Origin of the sequence: Streptomyces sp. PU-14G (assembly GCF_041028275.1) — a bacterium.
Taxonomy (GTDB): Bacteria; Actinomycetota; Actinomycetes; order Streptomycetales; family Streptomycetaceae; genus Streptomyces.
In genome coordinates this window covers 22,694-46,591 of the sequence record NZ_JASKYT010000010.1, presented here as the reverse complement: position 1 = coordinate 46,591, position 23,898 = coordinate 22,694, and the positions used below count along the sequence as shown (strand labels likewise).

Annotated in this window: 22 protein-coding genes; 13 read left to right on the top strand and 9 right to left on the bottom strand. The window is 69.1% G+C overall.

Going from position 1 to position 23,898, the window contains the following annotated elements; translation table 11 throughout:
- The 3 genes from AB8Z75_RS02710 to AB8Z75_RS02700 form a co-directional block, all read right to left on the bottom strand.
- A partial coding sequence (locus tag AB8Z75_RS02710; RefSeq protein WP_369199713.1) for a transposase occupies positions 1-192 on the bottom strand: 192 nt, incomplete at its 3' end.
- A gap of 216 nt (positions 193-408) precedes the next feature.
- Entirely contained in the window at positions 409-1,251 is an 843-nt protein-coding gene (locus AB8Z75_RS02705) for a phosphotransferase (protein WP_369199712.1), read from the bottom strand.
- Between the two features lie 450 nt (positions 1,252-1,701).
- Positions 1,702-2,613 (bottom strand): LysR substrate-binding domain-containing protein, encoded by a 912-nt coding sequence (locus AB8Z75_RS02700; protein ID WP_369199711.1) that lies wholly within the window; start codon positions 2,611-2,613, stop codon positions 1,702-1,704.
- Between the two features lie 96 nt (positions 2,614-2,709).
- Here AB8Z75_RS02700 and AB8Z75_RS02695 point away from each other — a divergent pair, with 96 nt between their 5' ends.
- The 6 genes from AB8Z75_RS02695 to AB8Z75_RS02670 all read left to right on the top strand — a co-directional run bounded on the left by AB8Z75_RS02695 (position 2,710) and on the right by AB8Z75_RS02670 (position 7,367).
- On the top strand, positions 2,710-3,084 hold the full coding sequence (locus AB8Z75_RS02695) for a cupin domain-containing protein (RefSeq protein ID WP_369199710.1): 375 nt from the start codon (positions 2,710-2,712) through the stop codon (positions 3,082-3,084).
- Positions 3,081-4,223: a four-carbon acid sugar kinase family protein gene (locus AB8Z75_RS02690; RefSeq protein ID WP_369199709.1), complete on the top strand. Its 1,143-nt coding sequence runs from the start codon at positions 3,081-3,083 to the stop codon at positions 4,221-4,223. The genes AB8Z75_RS02695 and AB8Z75_RS02690 overlap by 4 nt, the downstream gene beginning before the upstream one ends.
- Complete coding sequence (pdxA, locus tag AB8Z75_RS02685) at positions 4,220-5,212, top strand: 4-hydroxythreonine-4-phosphate dehydrogenase PdxA (protein ID WP_369199708.1); 993 nt, start codon at positions 4,220-4,222, stop codon at positions 5,210-5,212. Before AB8Z75_RS02690 ends, pdxA begins: the two co-directional genes overlap by 4 nt.
- Positions 5,209-5,976, top strand: a complete 768-nt coding sequence (locus AB8Z75_RS02680) for a cyclase family protein (protein ID WP_369199707.1) — start codon at positions 5,209-5,211, stop codon at positions 5,974-5,976. The genes pdxA and AB8Z75_RS02680 overlap by 4 nt, the downstream gene beginning before the upstream one ends.
- Complete coding sequence (locus AB8Z75_RS02675; RefSeq protein ID WP_369199706.1) at positions 5,977-6,660, top strand: hypothetical protein; 684 nt, start codon at positions 5,977-5,979, stop codon at positions 6,658-6,660.
- 182 nt (positions 6,661-6,842) lie between these two features.
- A complete protein-coding gene (locus AB8Z75_RS02670) occupies positions 6,843-7,367 on the top strand; it encodes a hypothetical protein (protein WP_369199705.1) in 525 nt (174 codons plus the stop codon).
- Positions 7,368-7,552: 185 nt separating this feature from the next.
- Here the strand turns inward: AB8Z75_RS02670 and AB8Z75_RS02665 are convergent, their stop codons facing one another.
- Positions 7,553-8,947, bottom strand: a complete 1,395-nt coding sequence (locus AB8Z75_RS02665; RefSeq protein WP_369199704.1) for an MFS transporter — start codon at positions 8,945-8,947, stop codon at positions 7,553-7,555.
- A gap of 553 nt (positions 8,948-9,500) precedes the next feature.
- On the opposite strand from AB8Z75_RS02665, the gene AB8Z75_RS02660 reads away from it, so the two are divergent.
- The gene (locus tag AB8Z75_RS02660) at positions 9,501-10,682 is read left to right on the top strand and encodes a mandelate racemase/muconate lactonizing enzyme family protein (protein WP_369199703.1); all 1,182 of its coding nucleotides are present in this window, start codon (positions 9,501-9,503) and stop codon (positions 10,680-10,682) included.
- Between the two features lie 184 nt (positions 10,683-10,866).
- Positions 10,867-11,793: a 5-dehydro-4-deoxyglucarate dehydratase gene (kdgD, locus tag AB8Z75_RS02655; protein ID WP_369199702.1), complete on the top strand. Its 927-nt coding sequence runs from the start codon at positions 10,867-10,869 to the stop codon at positions 11,791-11,793.
- Between the two features lie 31 nt (positions 11,794-11,824).
- Here kdgD and AB8Z75_RS02650 read toward each other — a convergent pair whose 3' ends face one another.
- Together AB8Z75_RS02650 and AB8Z75_RS02645 are read right to left on the bottom strand one after the other, a co-directional pair.
- Positions 11,825-13,324, bottom strand: coding sequence for a sulfatase-like hydrolase/transferase (locus AB8Z75_RS02650; RefSeq protein WP_369199717.1), 1,500 nt, complete (start codon positions 13,322-13,324; stop codon positions 11,825-11,827).
- Between the two features lie 59 nt (positions 13,325-13,383).
- Complete coding sequence (locus tag AB8Z75_RS02645; RefSeq protein ID WP_369199701.1) at positions 13,384-14,745, bottom strand: ROK family transcriptional regulator; 1,362 nt, start codon at positions 14,743-14,745, stop codon at positions 13,384-13,386.
- Positions 14,746-14,878: 133 nt separating this feature from the next.
- Between AB8Z75_RS02645 and AB8Z75_RS02640 the strand changes: the two genes are divergently transcribed.
- Complete coding sequence (locus tag AB8Z75_RS02640) at positions 14,879-16,261, top strand: sugar porter family MFS transporter (RefSeq protein WP_369199700.1); 1,383 nt, start codon at positions 14,879-14,881, stop codon at positions 16,259-16,261.
- A gap of 238 nt (positions 16,262-16,499) precedes the next feature.
- Here the strand turns inward: AB8Z75_RS02640 and AB8Z75_RS02635 are convergent, their stop codons facing one another.
- Complete coding sequence (locus AB8Z75_RS02635; protein WP_369199699.1) at positions 16,500-17,459, bottom strand: NADP-dependent oxidoreductase; 960 nt, start codon at positions 17,457-17,459, stop codon at positions 16,500-16,502.
- Positions 17,460-17,529: 70 nt separating this feature from the next.
- On the opposite strand from AB8Z75_RS02635, the gene AB8Z75_RS02630 reads away from it, so the two are divergent.
- The 3 genes from AB8Z75_RS02630 (at position 17,530) to AB8Z75_RS02620 (ending at position 21,076) form a co-directional block, all read left to right on the top strand.
- Positions 17,530-18,483, top strand: coding sequence for a GlxA family transcriptional regulator (locus AB8Z75_RS02630; RefSeq protein WP_369199698.1), 954 nt, complete (start codon positions 17,530-17,532; stop codon positions 18,481-18,483).
- A gap of 186 nt (positions 18,484-18,669) precedes the next feature.
- The gene (gene htpG, locus AB8Z75_RS02625; protein ID WP_369199697.1) at positions 18,670-20,661 is read left to right on the top strand and encodes a molecular chaperone HtpG; all 1,992 of its coding nucleotides are present in this window, start codon (positions 18,670-18,672) and stop codon (positions 20,659-20,661) included.
- 265 nt (positions 20,662-20,926) lie between these two features.
- Positions 20,927-21,076 (top strand): hypothetical protein, encoded by a 150-nt coding sequence (locus tag AB8Z75_RS02620; protein WP_369199696.1) that lies wholly within the window; start codon positions 20,927-20,929, stop codon positions 21,074-21,076.
- Here AB8Z75_RS02620 and AB8Z75_RS02615 read toward each other — a convergent pair.
- Entirely contained in the window at positions 21,062-22,060 is a 999-nt protein-coding gene (locus AB8Z75_RS02615) for an SDR family NAD(P)-dependent oxidoreductase (protein WP_369199695.1), read from the bottom strand. The genes AB8Z75_RS02620 and AB8Z75_RS02615 overlap by 15 nt on opposite strands.
- Before the next feature lie 73 nt (positions 22,061-22,133).
- On the opposite strand from AB8Z75_RS02615, the gene AB8Z75_RS02610 reads away from it, so the two are divergent.
- Positions 22,134-23,108: a cupin domain-containing protein gene (locus AB8Z75_RS02610; RefSeq protein WP_369199694.1), complete on the top strand. Its 975-nt coding sequence runs from the start codon at positions 22,134-22,136 to the stop codon at positions 23,106-23,108.
- A 65-nt stretch (positions 23,109-23,173) separates the two neighbouring features.
- Here the strand turns inward: AB8Z75_RS02610 and AB8Z75_RS02605 are convergent, their stop codons facing one another.
- Positions 23,174-23,704, bottom strand: coding sequence for a VOC family protein (locus AB8Z75_RS02605; RefSeq protein ID WP_369199693.1), 531 nt, complete (start codon positions 23,702-23,704; stop codon positions 23,174-23,176).
- Positions 23,705-23,898: the final 194 nt, after the last annotated feature.

Sequence of the window (23,898 nt, the reverse complement as noted above, 5' to 3'; positions counted from 1 at the left end):
CTCATAGACCGTCTGCCAGGGGCCGTACCGCTCGGGCAGGTCAGGCCAGGGCACACCCGTGCGGGCACGGAACAGCACCCCGTTGATCACCCTCCGGTGATCGGCCCACTGCCCACCTGGCCTGCCATTGACCGGCAATAACGGCTCGATCTTCTGCCACTGCGCATCACTCAGCTCATGCCGTCGCACCATGCAGGACACCTGCCCCGCACCACACCGATCCACCACCAAGAGCCATCAGAAACGGCCTAGCGGTCCGGTCCGATTTCGGGCCGCCTCCCCTGCCCTTGCGGGCATGGGGCAGGGGGATGCGGTTCTCTCTCAGGTCGGCCGAGTTGGGTCCCTGCACCAGGCGGGAATGCCGCACTGGCGCAACGGATGGGGACCCAGCAGCTCTCCGTCTCGGGCTCAGCCCAGTCCGCAGCGTGCGAGCGCGGCATGAAGCTGATGGAGCCCCTCCGCTCTCCAGTGCTCCCGATCGGGCATGTGGTCGTTCCGGCGCCAGCGCCACGCCGAGAACATGGCCCAGTTCAGGGCGCGGCACCGGTGGATCAGGTCATGGTCGGCCCCCGGGTAGTGCTGTGCCACCTCTTCGGGTGCATGGGCCAGGTCGAACTCGATCGGCCCACGGCAGCACGTGGCGAGGTCCACGAAAAGCGGCCCTCTCCTCGTGCTGAGGAGGTTGCCCGGATGCGGCTCGCCGTGCAACAGCTGGTCGCCGGCTCGTTCGGCGCTGATCGCGGTGGTCACTCCGCTCAGTGTGCTGACCAGGAGTTCCCGGTCGGAATCGGACAACCCCGGGGACCGCTCCTGGTCGTTCACCTGCCTCAGCGCACCGGCGACTCGATCCGTGAAATCCGGTGCGTCGAGCTCGATCCGGCGCAGGGCTGCATGGTGCTGTAGCAGCGCGTCCGCGTAACCGGCCGGCGCGATCGCTGATTCCGCGGGCTCGTAGTAGGTCCAGAGCGAGATGGCGAAGCCCTCACGCACGTGGACTCGGGGGTCGACACGTGGGTCGAGCTCGGCCACCGGAGCGTCAACGTCGACGAGGCGGCGGGCAACCTCTACTTCGAACTCGGAGGCGGTCAGATGCCCCGAAGGTGCGACCCGAGCCAGGACATCGCAAGGGACCAGGCGCAGCGCGACGCGATCCGAGTTGTGGATGACGACCGTGTCGTCGACCTGCAGGCCCAGCTCGGAAGCGGTCGCCCGTCCCGCCTCAGCTGCGCGGCGGAGTTCGAGTGGCTCCATACCGGTCTCCCCGTCGTCGAGTACGCGTACACGTCGGAGAAGCTCAGCGATGCTCCGACGTCCGCGCGTACAGCATTCGGCGCCCGAATCTGGACCCCGCCATCAGCATGGCAAGGAAAGACCTGCGCGGGGTCCCCATTTTCTCGGGCCGGTCATGTCACCGGCCTACGTGCGGAACGTCGAACTGGACGTGGGGCGTGGGGCGTGGGCCTGACGGCTGCCGAGTGGGACGGCTGCGGGTGTTTCTACCGGTCGGCGAGGCCGTTGTGGTCGGTGGCCGGGTCGTCGGCAGGCGGTCGACGGGATCCTGGACCGGCATGCCGTGACGTGACGTGATGTGGCGTGACCTGACCGAACGATCCGGCCCGTGGAGAAGTCCACGAACGCCACCGGCTGCGGTCCGCGAACGGAACGGACGAACACGTCGGAGCATCGTCTCCGGGGTGGGCCTCACTGTGTCCGGTCTTCGCGTGCCGGGACAGGTACCGAGCTCTTGCCCTGTTCCAGGAGCCACCGGTGGAGAGACCGGATGCGGGGGTCGGCGTTGCCGGCGCGAGAGAGCAGCACGTATGCGGTGCCGTCTTCGACGAAGCCCAGCGGTGCGACGAGACGGCCGGAGTCCAGGTCGTTCTTGACGAGCGGGTAGGGGCCGATAGCGACTCCGAGCCCGGCCGATGCGGCTTCGAGGCTGAGGTAGAAGTGCTCAAACGTCTGCGCGGTCACCCGTGGAAGGGTGGTCTGTGACAGGCGGGCCCAGGTCTCCCAGGCGTCGGGTCTGGTGGCCGAGACGAGGTGTGGCGCGTACCCGAGGTCCGCCGGGCGACGGAGCTCGCGTGCGGTCTCGGGCGTGCATACCGGTCCGATCCACTCGGCGAAGAGCGGCTGGGATACCAGGGAAGAGTCGAGGTGGAAGTCGTTGCGTCTGATGGCGACGTCGACGCCCGCTCGGCGGAGGTCGATCGGTCCTCCTGCGGCGGAGAGGTGCAGATCGGTCGCGGAGTGCGGGTCCGAGTAGGACGCCATGCGGGGCAGCAGCCAGCGCATCATCAGGGTCGGTTCGCAGGAGAGGACCAGCGGGGCCGTATCGGCGTGCGGCCGTGCTTGCCGCACTGCGGCGGCGAGTTGGCCGAGCGAGTCGACGACGTGCCGGTTCAGCTCTTCTGCCGCCGCTGTGGGCACGAGGGTCCTGCCCTCGCGGCGGAAGAGCTGGACACCGACGGCGTGTTCGAGTGCGCGCAGCTGACGGCTGACCGCCCCGTGGGTGACGTGCAGCTCTGCCGCCGCCTTGGTCAGGCTCCCGAGCCGCATCGTGGTTTCGAAGGGCACCAAGGAGTTCATCGGTGGCAGGTCCGACCAGCTCATGTGCGTTTTCCTCACATGTAAGTGCGTAAGTTGTGCTTGTTTCCCGCGCTCTTCCCTTCGATTTTAGGAGGACGACTCACAGGAATAGGTATCGCTATGTTGCAGAAGATTGTTCTCAACGACGGGTTCGCCCGGTTCACGGACACCTGGTCTCCGAAGGTGGCCGGAGACATCAACGGCATGCAGGTCAAGCTCGCCAAGTTCGAGGACGCCTTCACCTGGCACCATCACGAGGTCGAAGACGAGATGTTCCTGGTGATCAACGGCAGACTGCGCATCGACCTGGAGGACGGAGCAGTCGAGCTGTCGCCGGGAGAGTTCGTGGTCATTCCCCATGGCGTCGAGCACCGCCCGGTCGCGCTGCCGACGGCCGAGGTTCTGCTGTTCGAGCCGGCAACCACGCTGAACACCGGAAATGCCACCGGTGACAGCCGCACGGTCAGCGATCTGGACCGGCTGGACGTGTGGTGACCGCGCGCGTCGCCATCGTCGCCGATGACCTCACCAGCGCCGCGGACGGGGCCGGGCCCTTCCGTGAGGCGGGTTTGTCAGCGCTGATCACGCTGTGCGGGGAAGAGCTCTCCACCCCGTTCGAGGTCATCGCTGTCGACACTGACTCCCGCGGCCTGGCTCCGGCACCGGCCGGGGTGAAGACCGCGGCGGTGATCCGCGCTCTGGGGAGCTCCCGGGTGCTCCTCAAGACGATCGATTCGACGCTCCGCGGGAATCTGCGCAGCGAGGTCCGGGCCGCACTCGCAGCCGGCAGCCGGTCCACGGCGATCGTGGCTCCCGCCTTCCCCGCCGAAGGACGCACGACAGCGAACGGGGTCCAGTTGGTGCACGGGGTCCCTGTCGCCCACACGGTGTTCGGATCGGACCGGAGCCATCCGGCGACGACGTCGGATCTGCTGGAGATCTTCCCCGAGGGCTGCCGTTGGGAGGTAGGGACCCCGCTCCCTACGGGCATCGTGGTCGCGGATGCCGGCTCAGACGCCGATCTGAACGCGGTTGTCGGCGGTGTTCCCGCGGACCGCGAGGTGTTGTGGGTGGGCTCTCCCGGGCTCGCCGCTGCCCTGGCCCGTCGGGCTCCGTACCGGGTGAAAGCCGTGCCGGTGCGGCTGCCGCCGCGTCGACGGACGCTGGTCGTCGTCGGCAGCCGCAACGACATCAGCCGACAGCAACTGGAACAGTGCGTACCGCGCGAGCACGTCCTGGACGTGAGCGACGGCACAACTGGTGGTGCTCTCGCGGCGGTTGGCAGCTGGCTGGAGACAAGGGGCCGTGCCGGCGTCACCGACCGATCGGACGGGGCGAGCCCGGAGCAGGTCGCTGATCGCCTCGCGGGCGCGGTGTCCGCGCTGCACAGGCACAACGCGTTCGATGCGCTCTTCGCCACCGGCGGCGCCACGGCCCGAGCCCTGCTGGACCGGCTCCGGGTGCGGAGCCTGGAGCTGCTCAGTGAGCCCGAACCGGGGATCGTGGCCGCGAAAGCCGACGGGCAGACGCCGTTCCTGTTCGTCCTCAAGGCCGGCGGGTTCGGCGACGCAGCAGCCTTCCGTCGGCTGCACTCCCTCTTCACAGCCACCCACCAAGGGCAGGAGCTGACATGAAGCCCATCGCCGTTACCATGGGCGACCCCGCCGGCATCGGGCCCGAGATCGTCCTCAAGCTCGTTCGGGACCTCGGGCAGACGGTCCCGATGGCTGTGATCGGTGACGCCGGCACCTTGTCCCGCACGGCCGACGCGCTCGGGCTGCCCGTGACCGTGCGGGAGATCTCCGCGCCGGCGGAGGCCGCGGACGGCGCTGACGTGCTGCACGTCATCCCGGTGACGTCTCTGCGAGCTGACCTGCCCACGGGCCGGGTGTCCGCGGAAGCCGGCAGGGCCGCTTACGACTATGTCGCGCGCGCCGTTCACCATGCCCTGGACGGTGACATCGACGCGATGGTGACCGCTCCCCTGAACAAGGAGGCGTTGCGGGCAGCCGGGCTGCCGTATCCGGGTCACACCGAGATCCTCGCCGAACTCAGCGGTACCGACGACTACACGATGATGATGGCGAGCGACGCTCTCCGCGTCGTGCTGGTCACCATCCACGAGGCCCTGCGGGTGGCGCTCACGCACGTGGACGCACCATCCATACTGCGTGTGACCAGGCTCGCTGATCGCGCCCTGCGCCAGTCGGGGAACCGCTCTCCCCGGATCGGCGTAGCCGGTCTCAACCCGCACGCCGGTGAAAACGGGCTGATGGGCACCGAAGAGATCGACATCATCGCTCCCGCTGTCGTGGCTGCGCGCGGCGAGGGCATCGACGCGTCCGGCCCGTTCCCTCCCGACACCGTGTTCCTGCGGGCGAAGAACGGCGACTTCGACGTGGTGGTCGCCCAGTACCACGATCAGGGGCTGATCCCGTTCAAGTACCTCGGACTGGACAAGGGCGTCAACGTGACCATCGGACTGCCCTTCGTGCGCACCAGCGTCGACCACGGCACCGCCTTCGACCTCGTCGGACAAGGCACCGCCGACCACCGGAGCCTGCGAGTGGCACTGGATCAGGCACTGGTCATGGTCGGGGAACGAGGGATGGGAGCCTCATGAACAACCCGACCCTCGCCGGCGTACTGGAGATACTTCGCGGAAGCGTGTGGGTGGATCTCACGCACACCTTCCACACGGACATCCCGCACAGCCCCGCATTCGAGCCCGCGTCACGGACCGTCGTCTCCACCATCGAGCGCGGCGCCGACGGTGCGTTGACGGGATTTCTCAGTCACGACTACCGCCACGTCGGCCAATGGGGCACCCATGTGGACCCGCCCGCGCACTTCGTTCCGGGGCTGCGCCACCAGGACGACATCCCGGTGACGGAGATGGTGCTGCCGCTGGCGGTCATCGATGTCCGCCGGCACGTGCGCGCCGACCCCGATTACGCCGTCACGGATGACGATCTCGCCCAGTGGGAGAACCGGAACGGGCGGATTCCGGCAGGCTCCTTCGTGGCGCTGCGCACTGGCTGGTCCTCGCGGTGGCCGTCCCAGGAGAAGATGCTCAACCCCGGCCCGGACGGCCTGTTCCACTACCCGGGCTGGAGCCGCGAGGTCCTCACCACCCTGTTCGAGGACCGCGGCGCCACCGCGTGCGGGCACGAGACCACCGACACGGACACCGGGATCAGCGTCAGCCGCGGCGACTCCTCACTCGAACGGTATGTCCTGGGCACCGACCACTACCAGATCGAGCTGATGGCCAACCTCGACCAGGTGCCGGAATCCGGCGCGGTCATCGTCGCCACCTGGCCCAAGGCGCTTCGCGGCTCCGGCTTTCCCGCCCGGGTCTTCGCCATCTACCAGAAAGACGAGTAAGTGGACTTCATCTTCATGCTCACCCGTGACGACCAGACCGTCGTCGACTGCCTTGACCTCGTCGAGGAGCTGGCCGATGTGCCACTGGAACACATCGGGTTCAAGGACGTCGGTGTGGACACCGCCACGCTGCGCGCGCTCCACACGGCGCTGCGCGAGCGAGGCGCGGAAACGTATCTCGAAGTCGTCAGCGCGAACAGGGAAACCGCCCTGCAGTCGGCCCGTATGGGGCGCGACCTCGGGGTCGACTGGTTGATGGGCGGAACGTGGGTTGACGAGACCCTGGAGATACTCGCGGACAGCGACACCAAGTACCTGCCGTTTCCGGGAGCCCCGACCGGTCACCCCACCGTGCTGGGGGGCACCGCAGAACAGATCGCCGCCGATACCGCGCGCTTCGAGCAGTCCGGCGCCGCGGGAGTCGATCTCCTCGCCTACCGCGCCAGCGACGGTGACCCCCTCGGACTCGTCGCCGCCGCTCGAGCAGCCGGCACGGGGCGTCTGGTCGTCGCGGGCAGCATCGGTCACACCTCCCAGATCCGAGCGCTGGCCGACGCCGGCGCCGACGCCTTCACGATCGGGCAAGCTGCTCTCTCCGGTGCGTACAACCCCCGCAGGGGCACGCTGCGGGGGCAGCTCAACGAGATCCTCGATGCCGCAAGCGCCGCGAGCGTGCACGCGTAGCCACTCGCTGCCACGCCCTGCCCCTCGCCCGCTGCTCCCCCCTCGCCCCTGTCCTCCGTCGAGCCACGGCCTTCTCCTTGTAGGAATCCGGTCCACAGCGGGAAGAAGGAAGAAGGCGGGGCTCGGTTCCGCCGGGTACTGGTATTGATGTGCCCGTCCGTGTCCGCTCCACAGGGGGAACCATGCGCATCACGACCGTCCTCGCCTTACTCGTCGCCATGCTCGCGGGTCCGTTCATCGCCCCGTACACCGCGGCGGCTGCCGCTCTCGGTCCCGCGCAGCCATCCAAGGCCACGGGAGCCGCCGCCGGTGCGGGAGCGGACGCTCTCGCACCGGTGGGTGCCTTCGGCGTTTCGGGGGCGTCGGGCGCTTCGAGCGGCAGCGTCGGCAGCATGAGCAGCGCGGGCGGCCGTTACGTCACCAGCGGCATGAATGGCGTAGCCGGCACGACCGGGATGACCAGCACGAGCGGCGTGAGCAGTATGAACGGTATGAGTAGCACGAGCAGCACAGGCAGTACGAGTGGTGCCACCGGTCAGGGCTCCAGCAACGGCCCGAAAGGCGCTCGGGGCTGGTCCGCCGACTCCTGGGTCATGCCTGCCGTCGTCGCCGGTGCCATGCTGTTCTTCCTTGCCGGCCCCCGGCTCGTCGCCCTTCTCGTGAACGCCCTGCGACTCACCAGGCGTGTACGGCGCCCCAAGCGGTGATCCCCACTGTTGCGACCGCGTGAGGCCGTCGTTCCTTCCGGGCTCGGCAACGGGCTCGGCCACAGTCACGTGTCCATGAGCTCGTGTGCGGGCTTCCGGTGGGACGCGCACTCCTGAACCAGCGCTCGGAACCCGGCCGGGTGGCTCGAAGGCGCGTCGGGTATGGAGCATCTCCCGCTGCGGGACTATGCGAGGGCCTGGCCGTCCTCGGGAAGCTCGACGCGCTTGATCTCGCGGACGATGACGAGGTAGCTCACCACGGCCATGGCCGCACAGGCGCTGACGAAGGCGAGGGCGAGGTCGAAAGAGCCCGTGGCGTCGAGGATCCAGCCGATGACGAGCGGCGTGACGATGCCGGCGACGGCGCCGAAGGTGTTGAAGACGCCTCCGGCGAGGCCGGCGATCCGCTTGGGCGCCACATCGGACATGACGGCCCAGCCAAGGGCACCCAACCCCTTGCCGAAGAAGGCCAGGGACATGATCAGGACGACCAGCCAGGACGCGGTCACGTAGTTGCAGATGATGATGCTGGTCGACAGCAACAGGCCGGTGACGATGGGGATTTTGCGGGCTGCTGTCAGACTGATGCCCCGCCGGGCCAGACGGTCGGAGAGCCAGCCGCCCAGGACGCCGCCGACGAAACCGCACAGGGCCGGCAGCGAGGAGACGAACCCGGCTTCGAGGATGCTCATGCCGCGTTCCTGGACCAGGTACACCGGGAACCAGGTCAGGAAGAACCAGGTGATGGTGTTGATGAAGTACTGGCCGACGAAGACACCGAGGGTGATGCGGTTCTTCAGCAGCGTCCCGATGTGCCGCAGGTTCCGCCTGTCTGCGGTGGCCTCCTTGGCCCGCGGCTGCTGTGGGGCGGCGGGGGCGTCCAGGTCGACCAGCGCGCCGCCGGAGGAGAGGTGGTCGAGTTCGCTCTTCTGGATACGCGGGTGGCTGCGGGGAGCGTAAACGACCTTCGTCCATACCAGCGCCAGGACCACACCGACACCGCCGATGACGGTGAAGACGTGCTCCCAGCCCATGGCGGTGACGAGCCATCCCATCAGCGGGGCGAAGGCGACGGTGGCGAAGTACTGGGCGGAGTTGAACAGGGCGGAGGCGAAGCCACGCTCCTTGGTGGGGAACCAGGCGGCAACGATGCGCGAGTTGCCGGGGAAGGAGGGTGCTTCGGCGAAGCCGACAGCGAAGCGGAGAATGAACAGCAGGACGATCGCAGCTCCGGCGAAGAAGCCGATGGCGCCCTGCAGCATGGTGAAGACCGACCAGGCGAAGATGGCCAAGCCGTAGACCTTCTTCGAACCGAAACGGTCCAGCAGCCAGCCGCCGGGTATCTGGGCGATGAGGTAGGACCAGGAGAAGGCGGAGAAGAGTACGCCCAGCTCACCGGAGCTGATGTGCAGGTCCTCCTGCATGGAGTCGCCGGCGATGGAGAGGGTGGAGCGGTCCGCGTAGTTGATCGTGGTGACGACGAAGAGCATGGCCAGGATCAGGTGTCTGAGGCGACCTGTCCTGGCGGTCGCGGTGGGGGCGGCGGTCGTCAGCTCGTCCTGCCGGTCGACAGCGGGCATGATCGGTCTCCTCGACCTCGGTGATGCGGCTGCGCTGCCGCGTGTGGTCCGCGCCACAGAACCGGTGGCTGAGTTGACCGTAGGGACACTCACGATCCACGTCCATGTCCAATTTTGTTGCTTGCAATACAGTGCTTGTATGACGCCTTAGTGATGTGTGTGTGCCGCGCACCTGACGGGTGGGGCTGATCCGGGTTGGGTCACGCGGTGACGACGCTGTGCGTCGGAGGTCCGGATGCGGGCCGGATGAGGACCGGATGAGGACGGTCGCCCTTCCGGTCGACGGGGTCAGCGCAGGGCGCGATGCTCTTCCTGAATGATCGGATCCAAAACTTATGTTGGACGTAAATCATTACCGCGCATAGCGTCGAACCCACCGGACATGGCGCACCACGGCCGCTGACGGAGGAGCGGAGGCACCCGGCTCCGCATCGGGCAGAAGGTCACGGGTCACCTCGGTGCCTCGCGCCTCGGGTGCATCGTCCGGTGGTGAACTGCCACGACACGCACCGCCCCGTCACGATTCCACACACGTCAACCCCAGGGACACGAAGTGGTGACCACGACGCACACGACCACCCATGCCGCGCGCACCGAGGGCGAGGCGGCACTCGACCGGATCGCCTGGCTGCGTCTCTCCTCGGTGACGCTTCCGTTGGCGACTCCGATCAGCGACGCGAAGGTCTTCACCGGACGGCAGAAGCCGATGACCGAGGTGGCCTTCCTGTTCGTGGAGCTCGCGACCGAGCAGGGGTACGAAGGCATAGGCTTCAGCTACTCCAAGCGGGCCGGCGGCCCCGGCCAGTTCGCCCACGCCGAGGAAATCGCCGAGACGCTGGTCGGCGAGGACCCCAGCGACATCGGGAAGATCTGGACCAAGCTCGTCTGGGCCGGCGCCTCCGTGGGCCGCAGTGGCCTGGCCACCCAGGCCATCGCGGCGTTCGACGTCGCGCTGTGGGACCTCAAGGCCAAGCGGGCCGGGCTGCCGCTGGCCAAGCTGCTGGGCGCGCACCGCGACTCGGTGCGGTGCTACAACACCTCCGGCGGCTTCCTGCACGCCCCCACCGAGCAGGTCCTCGACAACGCCGACGCCTCCCTGGCCAGCGGTATCGGCGGGATCAAGCTCAAGGTCGGCCACCCCGACAGGAAGTACGACCTCGCTCGCCTCACCGCGGTGCGCGAGCACGTCGGTGACGAGGTCCCGCTGATGGTCGACGCCAACCAGCAGTGGGACCGGCCCACCGCCCAGCGCATGGGCCGTGCCATGGAGGAGCACCACCTCGTCTGGATCGAGGAACCTCTCGACGCCTATGACACCAGGGGCCACGCCGCCCTGGCCGCCTCGCTGGACACCCCGGTCGCCACCGGCGAGATGCTCGCCAGCGTCGCCGAGCACGTCGAGCTCATCCGCCACGACGCCGCCGACATCATCCAGCCCGACGCTCCCCGCATCGGCGGCATCACCCAGTTCCTGAAGCTGGCCGCCCTCGCCGAACACCACCAGCTTCAGCTCGCGCCCCACTTCGCCATGGAGATCCACCTCCACCTGGCCGCGGCCTACCCCATCGAACCCTGGGTGGAGCACTTCGACTGGCTGGAGCCGCTGTTCAACGAACACCTGGAGATCCGCGACGGGCGGATGCACGTCTCCTCTCGGCCCGGTCTCGGCTTCACCCTCAGCGAGCAGGCTCGTGCCTGGACCGTCGCCACCCACGAGGCCGGCACCCGCCCCTGACATCTCCTCCGTCGACCGCGGAGCTGCGACCTGCGGCGCACACCGCCGAGCCCCGGCGCGGGAGCGCGCAGCAGCGGACGGGCTTCGCGCGCCGGCACCTGCCCCTCCGACCGGCCGGTCGGCTTGTCGGCCTCCGCGCCGCCTTACGCGACACACACTGACCATCCACAGGAGAAGCAGTCCCATGACGTCCTTCACCCCGGCAGAACTCGGCCGCCGTATCGGCTCCGGGCTACTGTCCTTCCCCGTGACCCACTTCCACGACGACCTGTCCTTCGACGAGGACACCTACCGCCGGAACATCGTTCGCCTCGGCCGGTACGACGTCGGGGGCCTCTTCGCCGCAGGCGGCACCGGCGAGTTCTTCTCTCTCACGCCCGACGAGGTCGCACGGGTCGTCACCGCCGCCGCAGACAGCGCCCCGGACGACACCCCGATCCTGGCCCCGGCAGGGCACGGGACCGCCGCCGCCATCGAGTTCGCAGCCGCCGCCGAACGCTCCGGCGCCGACGGCATCCTGCTCTTCCCTCCCTACCTGACCGAAGCCGGCCAGGAGGGGCTGGCCCGGCACGTCGAGGCAGTGTGTCGCACCACGTCCCTGGGCGTCGTCCTCTACAGCCGCGCCAACGCGGTCTACTCCGCCGACACCGTCGCCCGCCTCGCCGACAGCTGCCCCAACCTGATCGGCTACAAGGACGGCGTCGGCGACATCGACACCGTGACCCGCATCCACGCCCGCCTCGGCGAACGCCTCACCTCCATCGGCGGGCTGCCGACCGCTGAAACGTACGCCCTGCCGTACCTCCAGCTGGGCGTGGCGACCTACTCCTCGGCCATCTTCAACTTCCTGCCCGAGTTCGCCCTCGACTTCTACGCCGCCGTACGCGAACTGCGCCAGGCCGACGTGACCCGCATGCTGTCCGACTTCGTCCTGCCCTACACCGAGATCCGCAACCGCCAGGCCGGCTACGCGGTCAGCATCGTCAAGGCCGGCATGACCGCCACCGGAAGGACCGCGGGCCCGGTCCGGCCCCCGCTCACCGACCTCACCCCGCAGGAGTACGACGAGCTCTCGGCCCTGATCGACAAGCTCCCCGGTGCCACGGCCTGACAGGCGTCCGCTCTCCGTGAGGCCGTGATCATCACCTGCTGCCGGCCGGCCGCGGCGCTTCGGTGTCCTCCGTCTCGAAGGAGGACAGGGTGGTGTCGTAGTCGGTCGGCACGTCGTACATCGGCGTCATCCAGTGGAAGAAGTTGTCACCCCGCTCGCGCAGCAGGTGGTAGAGGCGGTGTGTCAACTCCGTGCGGACCGCGCGCAGCTCCGGGTGCCCGTAGCGGTTGAGGAGTTCGTCCGGGTCGGTTTCGAGGTCGTAGAGCTCGTTGTGCGACTCGGGGTTGACGACGAGCTTGTACCGCCGCGTACGGAGCATGCGTTGCGGATACGGGAAGTGGTGGCCGTGGTACTCCGCCAGGTGGTGCTCGTCCCATTCGGGGTGCTCGCCGCGTGCCAGCGGCAAGAGGCTGCGGCTGTCGACGGCCGGCGCGGGGTCACTGCCGGCGAGTTCCAGGATCGTCGCCGTGTAGTCGGTCAGTGAGACGAACTCGTCGCGTACCTGTCCGGGCGGCCCGCCGGGCACCCGCAGCAGCCCTGGGATGCGGTAGATGTCCTCGTACATGGCAGGGCCCTTGTCGTGCAGCCGGTGGGCGCCGGTGAACTCGCCGTGGTCAGCGGTGAAGCAGACCGCGGTGCGCCGGTCCAGGCCCAGCTCCCGCACACACTCCAGAATCCGGCCGATCTGTTCGTCGATGAGGGTGACATAGCCCCAGTAGACGGCGATGAGTTTCCGGCTGTCCTCGATCGGCATGGTGTCGAAAGCCCACAGCTTGCTGTAGTTGCTCTGGACAGGCGGCTTGCCCGCGAACGTCTCCCCCACCGAGGCGGGCAGGTCGACCAGCTCCGGGTCGTACATGTCGAAGTACGCGTCGGGAAGAATGTACGGCAGGTGCGGGCCGAAGAAGTGGGTGGCGAGGAAGAAGGGGTCACCGCCGCCGCCACGCTCGTCCTCGGCGAACCGGTGGAGCATGTCGATGGTGCGGTCGGCCAGGTAGTACTCGAAGGTCGCTTCGACGGGCTGGTGCAGCCGGGCCGCGAGCAGGTTGCCGGGGCTCCCGTTGGGAGTGGTGCCCCGCATCCGGTCGCTGATGGCGTATCCGGGGAGGTCGTGTTCCTCCAGGTAGGTCAGGTAGTCCGGGTGGTCGACGGGGTTGTGCCAGCCCGCAAGGTCCGGCCCCTCGAAGCCGTAGTCGGCCGCCGTACGTCGGACGCCACCGTGCCACTTGCCCATCAGACCCAGGTTGTAGCCCTGACTTCGCAGTTGCCCGGCGAACGTGAACTGGTCGTCGGCGAGGTCTTCCAGGTACCCCACGTTGCGTTCGTAGTTGGCGAGCAGCTTGTGCCGGAAAGGCGCGGCTCCGGTGAGCAGGCTGGCCCGGGCGGGGGTGCAGATGGCCGTGGGGGTGTAGCAGCTGTCGAACCGGGTGCCCTCCGCCGCGAGGCGGTCCAGGTTGGGAGTGCGCACGTGCGGGTTGCCGTAGGCTCCGAGAGTGTCGACCCGGTGCTGGTCGGTCATGAGGAAGAGCATGTTGGTGCGCACGGCGGTGCCTTTCCGGTCGTTCGGGTTCGGTCCGGTCGAAACCGGATTCACGACGCGGCGGTGGCGGAGGCCCCGCCCGCCACGCCGGGTGCCGGTGCGCCGGAGGGCGCCACACCGGGGGCCGCCACCGGGGCCGCCGCGTCGGGTGTCGGCGCGCCGGGTGCCCGTACGCCGGAGGCCGCCGCGTCGGGTGTCGGCGCGCCCGGGGCCGGTGCGCCTCGCGTCGCATATCCGGCGAGCAGGGGCGACTCGTGGAAGACGAGAGCGAGCGCGCCGAGGGCCCCGGCACGGTCGGCCAGGACGGCCGGGACGAACCGCACACCACGGTTGACCCGCGCGGCCGTGTAGCGGCGGAAGGTGGCTTCGGCCGGGTCGAGGAAGAGGGGGCCCAGTTCGGCGACCTCACCGCTCAGGACGACGCGCTGCGGGTTCGCGGTGCTGCACGCCGCCGCGAGTGCCCGGCCGACCGCTCGCGCGGCGCGCTCAAGGGCCGCGCACTCACGCTCCTGGCCGGCGGCCAGGGCCTCGGTGAAGCGGCTCCAGCTGCGCCGGCCGGCGGCCCGCAACAACGCGGGCACGGATGCCACCTGCTCCAGGCAGCCGTGCCCGCCGCACCAGCAGCGGGCGCCTTCCGGGTCGACGCTGATGTGGCCGATCTCGCCCGCCGCACCCTGGGCGCCCCTGAACAGCCTCCCCTGCGCGACGAGTCCGCCGCCGACGCCGTACGACAGCGTCACGTGCAGGGCGTCACCCGCGCCGCGCGCAGCGCCCCAGATGGCCTCGCCGAGGGCGGCCAGGCGGGTGTTGTTGTCGGCGAGTACGGGGACGCCGAGGGATTCGGCGACGCGGTCCGCGACGGACTGCCGGTGCCGGGGCACCCCGGGCGCCGTGTCGGTGGCCGGCCCCGCGCTTCCGCCGGTCGTCCCACCGGGGCCCGGCGTGCCGATGCCGACACCGCTGAGACCCGCGAGGTCGATGCCCTCGCGGGTGGCGAGGTCACGCAGCAGGGCGAGAGCGGCGTCGGCCTGTTCGCGCGCGCTGCTGCGCTTCGGCCAGTGGACGCCGCCGGACGCGGTGATCTCGTGAGACGCGTTGGCGATCGCGACTCTGAGACGTTCGCGGCCCATCTCGATACCCACGGCCTGCGCCGAACTCGGGTTGAGTACGAGCCGGTGCACGGGGCGGCCACGGCCGGCCGGAGCCCCGTCCGCGGGAGCGGACTCCTCCAGCAACACGTTGTCGGCGAGGAGCTGTCCCACGATGCCGGACAGGGTCGTTCGGGAGAGTCCCGTGGCCGTGGCCACCTCGGCCCTGCTGCTCGGGCCCTTCCGCCGGAGCACCTCGAGTACGCGCTCCATGTTTCCGTACCGCAACTGGCGCAGCACGGTGGGGTTCTTGACCACTGCCATGGCGCCCATGCTGCCCAGGACCCCTATTTTCGTCAACACTTCGACGCAACCCTGTGAACTGTGCACCGGCATCTTGATTTTCGACGAAGACTTGACGCTAATGAGGCGCAGCCGTCAAGCAAGGGAGTTCGTCATGCCTGCCGCCATCCCGGCCACGACGCACACCGCACCCGACGCACACGCCCGGTCGCGCCGCACCTTCCTGCTGTATCTGTGCGGGGCTTTCGGCGGGCTGCTGTCCGGATACGACATGGGCATCGTCGCCGGGGCCCAGCTGTTCCTCACGCGCGAACTGGAGCTGAGCTCCTGGATGCAGGGGGCGTTCGTCAGTTCACTGATGGTCGGCGCCATCGCGGGTTGCTTCGGCGCCGGTCCGGCCACCGACCGCTGGGGGCGCCGCCCGGTGATGCTGGCGACCGCAGTGCTGTTCGGCGCGGGTGCGCTGGGCATGGCCCTGGCCACCGGCCCGTGGGTACTGATCGCTTTCCGTGTCGCGACGGGCGTCGGCGTCGGCGCGGCCTCCGCCGTGATCCCCAGCTACCTGTCCGAGCTGGCTCCGACGCGCATCCGCGGCCGTGTGTCCACGCTCAACCAGATGATGATCGCGATCGGCATCTTCGTCTCGTACCTGACCTCGTACGCCCTGTCGGGCGCGGGGGCGTGGCGGTGGATGCTCGGTCTCGCCATCGTGCCCGCAGTGGTGCTGTTCGCCGGTATGTGGCCGCAGCCGGAGACGCCCCGCTGGCTCGCGGCGAAAGGCCGGGAGGACGAGGCCAGGGCCGTGTTGCTGCGGCTGCACGAGCCCGCCGAGGCCGAAGCGGCCCTGTGCGACATCCACGCCGCCGCGCACACGGACCGTCGTGCGCGAGGCCGCATACGGGAGCTTTTCGCCACCCGTCAGGTGCGCCGCGGGCTCGGCATCGCGGTCGCCATGGCCGTCATTCAGCAGGTCATCGGCTCCAACACGATCGTGTTCTACGCACCCACGATTCTCAAGGCGGCCGGGTTCGGGGACTCGGCCGCGCTGCTCAACAGCGTCGGGCTCGGCGTCTTGTCGATCTGCACCACCTTCGTCACGGGACGCCTTGTCGACCGGGTGGGCCGCAAGCCCCTGCTTCTCATCGGGCTCGTCCTGATGGTGCTCAGCATGGGCACCCTGTGTGCCGTCTTCTCGCTCGGTCTGCTCGACCAGGGGGTCGGCAAGACAGCCGCCGTCGCCAGCCTCGCGGTCTTCAAGGTCGCGTACTCGCTGAGCTGGGCACCGCTGCTGTGGGTGATGCTGCCCGAGCTGTTCCCGCTCCGGGTGCGCAGCATGGGGGTCAGTGTCGGGTCCGGCACCAACTGGGCTGCCAACTTCGCCGTCTCGCTGGTCTTTCCCACCCTGCTCGCGGCAGGCGCGGGTGCGGCGTTCGCCCTCTTCGGTGGTATCTGCGTTCTCGCCTTCGCGTTCACGGCCGTCTTCATCCGGGAGACCGCGGGGCGCTCCCTCGAAGCCCTGGAGCGAGCGGCGAACTGACGCGAGCATTCGGTTGCGGCCTCCAGTGCCCGGCATCGCCCCGGAACCGGCAGCACCCCGGAACCGGCAGCACCCCGGAAACGGCAGCACCCGGCCCGTCCGACGCGGCGTGCCCACCCTCGGCCGGGCCGGTACGAAGACAGCGGCGGAGAAGAAGCGTGAGAAGCGCCGCCGTCCAGTCGACACCAAAGGCGGGGTGCACAAAGGGCTCCGCCGGGCCGAGGAGCGCCGCGATCGGTCACCGCATGACGAGGACCAGCTTCCCCGTGGTACGCCCCGTCTCGCCCACCTCGTGCGCCTTCGCCGCGTCCGCGAGCGGGAAGGTGCCCGCGATCTCCGCCCGCAGCCTGCCCGACTCGACGAGACCGGCGATCGCCTTCATGCCCGCGTGGTCGGCCTCGACCAGCATCCCCTCTGTGCGCACGCCGAGTTGGGCGGCCTGCTCGGCCAGTTCCTTCTCGCCGTAGGGCAGGATGGTGACCAAGAGCCCTCCCTCCCGCAGGGTGGTCAGGGAGCGGGCCCGGGCGTCACCGCCGAGGGTGTCGAAGACGACGTCGACGCCGCGCACGGCGTCGGCGAAGTCGGTGGTGCGATAGTCGATCAGTTCGTCGGCGCCCAGGCTCCGCAGGAAGTCGTGCTTGCCCGCGCTCGCCGTGCCGATCACGTGGGCGCCCCGCGCCTTGGCGATCTGCACGGCGAGGTGACCGACTCCACCGGCCGCCGCCTGGATCAGCACACGCTGACCCGCCTGGACGTCGGCGACATCGACGAGGGCCTGCCAGGCGGTGAGCGCGGCGAGCGGCAGCGCGCCCGCCTCGACGTGATCGATTCCGGACGGTTTGTGCGCGAAAGCCCTCGCGGGCCCGGCGACGTACTCGGCGTGCGAACCCGCGCCGTGCGGGTAGGGCAACATCCCGAACACCTCGTCACCCGGCTTGAACAGGGCGACTCCCAGCCCGACGGCCTCGACGACTCCGGACACGTCCCAGCCCAGGACGGACGGCGGGTCGTCGCGGAAAAGGCCGCCGGAACGGTGCTTCCAGTCGGTGGGGTTGACTCCTGCCGCGTGGACGGCCACGAGCACCTGGCCGAGACCCGGTTGCGGGCGCTTCTGCTCGACCTCGCGCAGGACCTCGGGAGGCCCGTAGGCGTCCTGGGACACGGCGCGCATGGTGGCTGTCGAGGTGTGTGCACTCATGCATGCAGCCTCCGATCTTGCCCCCGATCCCGGCAATGGCATGATTGCCATCCTTCGATAGGATCCTGCCATGCAGCGATCTGCACCCCATCGCGTGGTCGTCCTGGCGCCTGACCGTGTCTACCCCTTCGAGCTGGGCATCCCGAACCGGGTCTTCGGCTGGGCCGACGACCGGTACCAGGTTCTCACCTGCACGGTGGACGGACGTCCCGTGCGCACCAACTCGGACTTCGGCCTTATCGTCGAACACGGCCCCGAAGTGCTCGAGACGGCCGACACGGTGGTCATCCCGCCGTACGCCCCCTCCCTGCTGTCCGCGCATCTCCCGGAACCGATGGCCGCCGCTCTCGCGCGCATCCCGCCCGGCGCCCGCACGGTGTCGATCTGCACCGGCGCCTTCGCCCTCGCCGCGGCCGGGCTGCTCGACGGCCGCCGGGCCACCACGCACTGGGCGCTGACCGACTCCTTTCGACGGCTCTTCCCGTCGGTCAAGCTCGACCCGGACGTACTGTTCGTCGACGACGGGGAGATCCTCACCTCGGCGGGCGCCGCCAGCGGTGTGGATGTCTGTCTGCACCTCGTACGCAAGGACCACGGCAGCGAGCTGGCCAACCATGTCGCGCGGTGCTGCGTGGTGCCGCCGTGGCGGGAAGGCGGCCAGGCGCAGTACATCCAGCAGCCCGTCCCCGAACGGTCCTCGGCAGGCACAGCACCCACGCGGCAGTGGGCCCTGGAGCACCTCGACGAGCCGCTGACCCTCACCGACCTGGCAGCCCATGCGCGCATGAGCCTGCGCACGTTCGCCCGCCGCTTCCACAACGAGACCGGGGTGAGCCCCGGCCGCTGGCTCATCCAGCAACGCGTACACCGAGCCCGCGGGCTGTTGGAGTCCACCGACATGTCCATCGACCACATCGCGGGCGCGGTCGGCTTCGCAACCGCCGCGTCGCTACGGCAACACCTGCACTCGGCCATCGGTGTCGCTCCGCTGGCCTACCGGCGCACGTTCCAGACCACACCCTGACACCCGCCGTGGACGCCTACCGTGGCAGCGGGGCCACGGCTGCCGCCCCCGGCACACGCGGGGCCGGACCGCGTCCGTAGTCGTACCGTGCGAGGGACAGGCGAGGCGGCGCCCGCCTCGCCCACTCGCATACAGTTCCGTGCAGTCAATTCCGTCACCGGATGGCCTGAGAAGGAATAACGGATCATGTCGAGCGAGACCACCGAGACCACCGAGACGTTCGAGTTCCAGGTGGAAGCCCGTCGGCTTCTCCAGATGATGGTGCACTCCATCTACTCGAACAAGGACGTGTTCCTGCGGGAACTCGTCTCCAACGCCTCCGACGCGCTGGACAAACTGCGCCTGGAGGCGCTCCGCGACGACTCCCTCGACGCGGACATCTCCGACCTCCACATCGACATCGAAGCCGACAAGGAGGCCCGCACGCTCACCGTGCGGGACAACGGCATCGGCATGTCCCGTGACGAGGTCGTCGAGCTCATCGGGACCATCGCCAACTCGGGAACCGCCCAGTTCCTGGAGAAGCTCTCGGAGGCGCAGCAGACCAAGGATGCCGGCGAGGACGGCTCCTCCGCCGCTGCGGAGGAGCTGATCGGGCAGTTCGGCATCGGGTTCTACTCCGGGTTCATGGTCGCCGACGAGGTGACGCTGCTGACCCGCCGCGCCGGCGAGAAGCAGGGCACGCGCTGGAAGTCGGCAGGCGAGAGCAGCTACACGATCGAAACCGTCGAGGACGCCCCGCAGGGCACCGCGGTCATCCTGCATCTCAAGCCGGTGGACACCGAGGACAGGCTCTACGACTACACCTCGCCCTGGAAGATCAGGGAGATCGTCAAGCGGTACTCGGACTTCATCACCTGGCCCATCAGGATGGCCGCCGAGCCGGTGGAGACGCCGGACGGGGAGGGAGCGGACGGCGAGACGGGCAAGGCCGGTGAAACCGCCGTCCGCGAGCCCGAGACGCTGAACTCGAGGAAGGCGCTGTGGGCCCGCCCACGCAGCGAGGTCTCCGAGGAGGAGTACCACGAGCTGTACAAGCACATCAGTCACGACTGGAACGACCCGCTGGAGACGATCCGTCTGGCGGCCGAGGGCACCTTCGAGTACCAGGCGCTGCTGTTCATCCCCTCCCAGGCGCCGCACGACCTGTTCCAGCAGGGTGCCAAGCGGGGCGTGAACCTGTACGTGAAGCGCGTGTTCATCATGGACGACTGCGAGGCGCTGCTGCCGCCCTACCTGCGGTTCGTCAAAGGCGTCGTCGACGCGCAGGATCTCTCGCTGAACGTGTCGCGGGAGATCCTTCAGCAGGACCGCCAGATCCAGCTCATGCACCGTCGCCTGGCGAAGAAGGTTCTCTCCACGGTCAAGGAGATGCGGACCAACGCACCGGACCGGTACACGACGTTCTGGCGGGAGTTCGGCGCTGTCCTCAAGGAAGGCCTGCTGAGCGACTTCGAGAACCGGGAGACGCTCTTGGACGTCGCCTCCTTCGCCTCCACTCACGACAAGGACGAGCCCACTACGCTGGCGCAGTACGTGGAGCGGATGAAGGAGGGCCAGGAGCACATCTACTACGTCACGGGTGACTCGCGCGCGGCCGTTGAGAACTCGCCCCACATGGAGGCGTTCCGCGCCCAGGGCATCGAGGTGCTGCTGCTGACCGACCCGGTCGACGAGGTGTGGGTCGAGGCCGTCCCCGACTTCGACGGCAAGCAGCTCCGCTCCGTCTCCAAAGGCGAGGTCGATCTCGGCACCGAGGAGGAGAAGCAGGAGCGGGAGACCGAACGCGAGGAACAGCAGCGGGAATTCGCCCAGATGCTGTCCTGGATGACCGAGCGGCTGAGCGAGAGCCTCAAGGAGGTCCGGCTCTCTGCGCGGCTGACGGACTCCCCTGCCTGCGTCGTCTCGGACACGCACGACGTGACGCCCGCGCTGGAGCGGATGTACCGGGCGATGGGGCAGGAGGTTCCGCACAGCAAGCGGATTCTGGAGCTCAACCCCGGGCACGCACTGGTCAAGGGCCTCAATCGGGCCTACGGCGAGCGGACGGACCACACGGAACTGGGCGAGACCGCCGATCTGCTGCACGGCATGGCGCTGCTTGCCGAGGGCGGTGAGCTGGAGGACCCGTCGGGTTTCGTGAAGGTGCTCGCCGACCGCCTGGAGCGCACCTTGTGAGTACCCGGGTGGCTGTGTTCCCGCGGGCGACGGGAATCCGAGCGGGGACCCGAGCGGGGAAGCGGGGAAGCGGGGAACCGGGCGGGGACACAACCACCCGGGCAGCACGCAGGGCAGCCACCGCTGCGACCGGGAGGCAGCCGGGAGGCGGCGGGCAACTCGCCGCCTCCCCGCTCGGTATACCTCGTTGGCCGGCTTCACTCTCCGGCACCGTGCCGACGGGGGGCGCCTTTCCGCTGGAGGCGTCCGGCTGGAGAAGCGGGTGGTGCACGAGGTCGACGGGCCGGTGGTCAACGCGCAGGCCGGTCTCGGCCCGCACCCCGCCATCATCGGCCAGGCGCGCGCCGGGAGGAAGCTCCGGCCGGCGTCGGAGCTGCCACCGGCAGCCTTCCTGCCGACGTCACGCGGTGAGTAACCGCTCGCTCAGCCCCCACAGCCGCCGTGCCGCGTCCGGGTCGATGGCGTGCGGGACGACGTCGGCCGAGGCGATCGCGGCGGGGCCGAAGACGGCGGGCTCCGCGGTGTCGTCCAGCAGTGAGATGTCGTTGTTCCTCAGGTAGACGCCGCCGATGTCGGCGAGCAGCGGGCTGGTCGCGGCGAACACGATGGTGCCCGCGCCCTGCTGCGGCGTCTTCCTGTCGCTGTCCGGGTCGATGATCGGCCGTCCCGACGCGTCGATGAGTCCCATGGCCAAGCGGACGCTGCGCACCTGTTCCTCGGTGCTGGAGTTTCCCAGGTTCGTACCGACGACGATGCCGGGGTGCACGGCGTAGCCGCGGATCGCTTCGCCTGCCCATCGCCGGTCCAACTCGACGGCGCACAAGACGTTGGCGGTCTTGGACTGTCCGTAGGCGAGCATGGCGTCGTAGCAGTTGGTGAAGTGCGGATCCTCCCAGCGGATGCCGCTCAGCCGGTGGCCGCCTGAGCTGACGTTGACGACGCGGGCGCCTCGTGCGGCGCGCAGTGCGGGCCGCAGCCCCAGGGTCAGCTGGAAGTGGCCGAGATGGTTGGTTGCGAACTGGGACTCGTAGCCGCGTGCGTCCCGCACCAGAGGCCCGCCCATGATGCCGGCGTTGTTGATCAGGATGTGCAGCGGGCGACCGGAATCGAGGTACCGGTCCGCGAAGGCGTCGATCGACGCCGGGTCGAGAAGGTCCAGTTGGGCGACCTCCACGCGTGCGATCCCCGCCAGCGCGGGGGCGGCCAGGTCGCGATGGCGCGAGCCGACGGTGACGGACGCCCCGGCCGCGCTCAGCGCGCGGGTGGCCTGTAGGCCGAGTCCGACGTGGCCGCCGGTGACGACAGCATGAAAACCGGTCAGGTCGACGCCTTCGAGAACGTCCGCGGCCGTCGATGCCGCGGTGAAGCCGGACCCCAGGGGATGTTGTTTCGTCTGCATGCCTTCACTGTGGCGGCGCTCGCTCGGACTATGAATAATTGACGGTCCGGACTTCTTTCGTCAGAGTACGGACATGACGGCCGACCCACTGTCCGAGCTGTTCGACCTCGTAGAGCTGCGAGGCCAGATGACGGGCGGGTTCGAGGGGCGCGGACAGTGGGTGTCGCACGGCCTCGTCGACGACCCGCTCAAACTTGTCGCGGTGGCGCACGGGCGGGCCCGGTTGTCCACCGACGGACTCGATGCCCCGCTCGAACTCGGGCCCGGCGACGTCGCGTTGCTGAACAACCGGAGGTGGCTGCACCTCGCAGGTGGTACCGGCGAAGGGCCGCCCCGCGAGATCTTCCCCGACCCGAGCTACCGCATCACGCGCGACGACAACGACCACAGCGGCGGCCAAGACACCCCGGACATCGTCCTGGGCGCTCGCGTCGGCCTCAACTCGCTGGGGCAGACGCTACTGCTGGAGGCGCTTCCGCCAGTCGGCCATGTCCGGGCGTCGACCGCGCCCGCAACCGGCCTGCGCCGCCTCCTCGATGACCTGGTCGAGGAGGCGGCAGAGAGCCGGATCGGCTCGGTCTTCGCCGTCCGGCAGTACGGCCAACTCCTGGTTCTCGAGGTGGTGCGCGCCTACCTCGATCAAGCACAGCCGTCACCAGGGTGGCTGCGAGTGGTGCGGGACGAGAGGCTGCGTCCGGCGCTCGACCTCATGCACGCCGCCCCGGAAAAGCCGTGGCAGCTGGCGGACCTGGCACGCGCCGCGGCGATGTCGCGGACCACGTTCGCCCAGCGTTTCCGGATCATGGCGGGCGTACCGCCGCTGACGTACCTCCATCGCTGGCGCATGCTGCTGGCCCAGCGGGCCCTTCGCGACCGCGATGTCCGCATCGGCTCATTGGCAGCCGAACTGGGCTACGCTTCCGACAGCGCCTTCAGCACCGCGTTCAGACGGGAGTGGGGGGAGGCGCCCCAGCGCTACCGCGACCGGGCGCGCGGCGAGTCGGCCGCCCGCACCGGCCCAGCAGCCGATCGGCGCTCTCGTCGTTGACCCCTGTGTCGCGCCACCGTGCCCACTTGCGTCGGCGTGCCCATCGGGGCCGCGGCGTCGGGACGTCAGCGCCAGTGGTTGTTGCTGGTGTGGTCGCCACCGAGCCAGCGGGCGAGGTCGGCGTGCGCCGTCGTACGCCGCTCGGCTTCGATCTTTTCCACGTCGGGGTGGTCGACCGTGAACTCCAGCATCAGGCCGTTGGGGTCGGTGATGTACAGCGAGACACAGAACCCGTGGTCGATGACGTAGGCGTCCGCCTCCGAGTAGCCGGCCGCGGCGATGCGCTTCCGCATGGCCTCCTGGGTCTCGTGCTCGACCTTGAAGGCGATGTGCCGCCAGGGGGTGAAATGGACGTCGGTCTTGAACTCCTCCTGGTCCTCGGGGTTGGCGAACTGGAAGAAGGCGAGGGCCCCGCCATCGGCCAGTCCGTAGAAGGTGTGGCTGTAGACACGCTCGGCGCCGAACAGCACCTCTCGCTCGGTCCAGGTGGCCACCAGGGGCAGGCCGATCACGTCCTCGTAGAAGCGTCGGTTGATTTCCTGGTCGTCGGTGATCCAGGCGTGGTGGTGGAGGCGGAGCGGAAGCGTCTGGCTCATGTCGATCATCTCCGTTACTGAGACCTGGTGTTGGTCCGGCAGCCGGGCGGCTGTCGCTTCACCTCCCAGAGTGCGCCTTTCCTAGTTGAAGGTTAAACCAATTTTCGGCCATTCTGCCCCCGCGCGTGACGGACAGGGCGAGCGGGGCGTCCTGTCCCGGAGTGGAAGTGACGCGAGCGTGAGCGCTGTCTGAC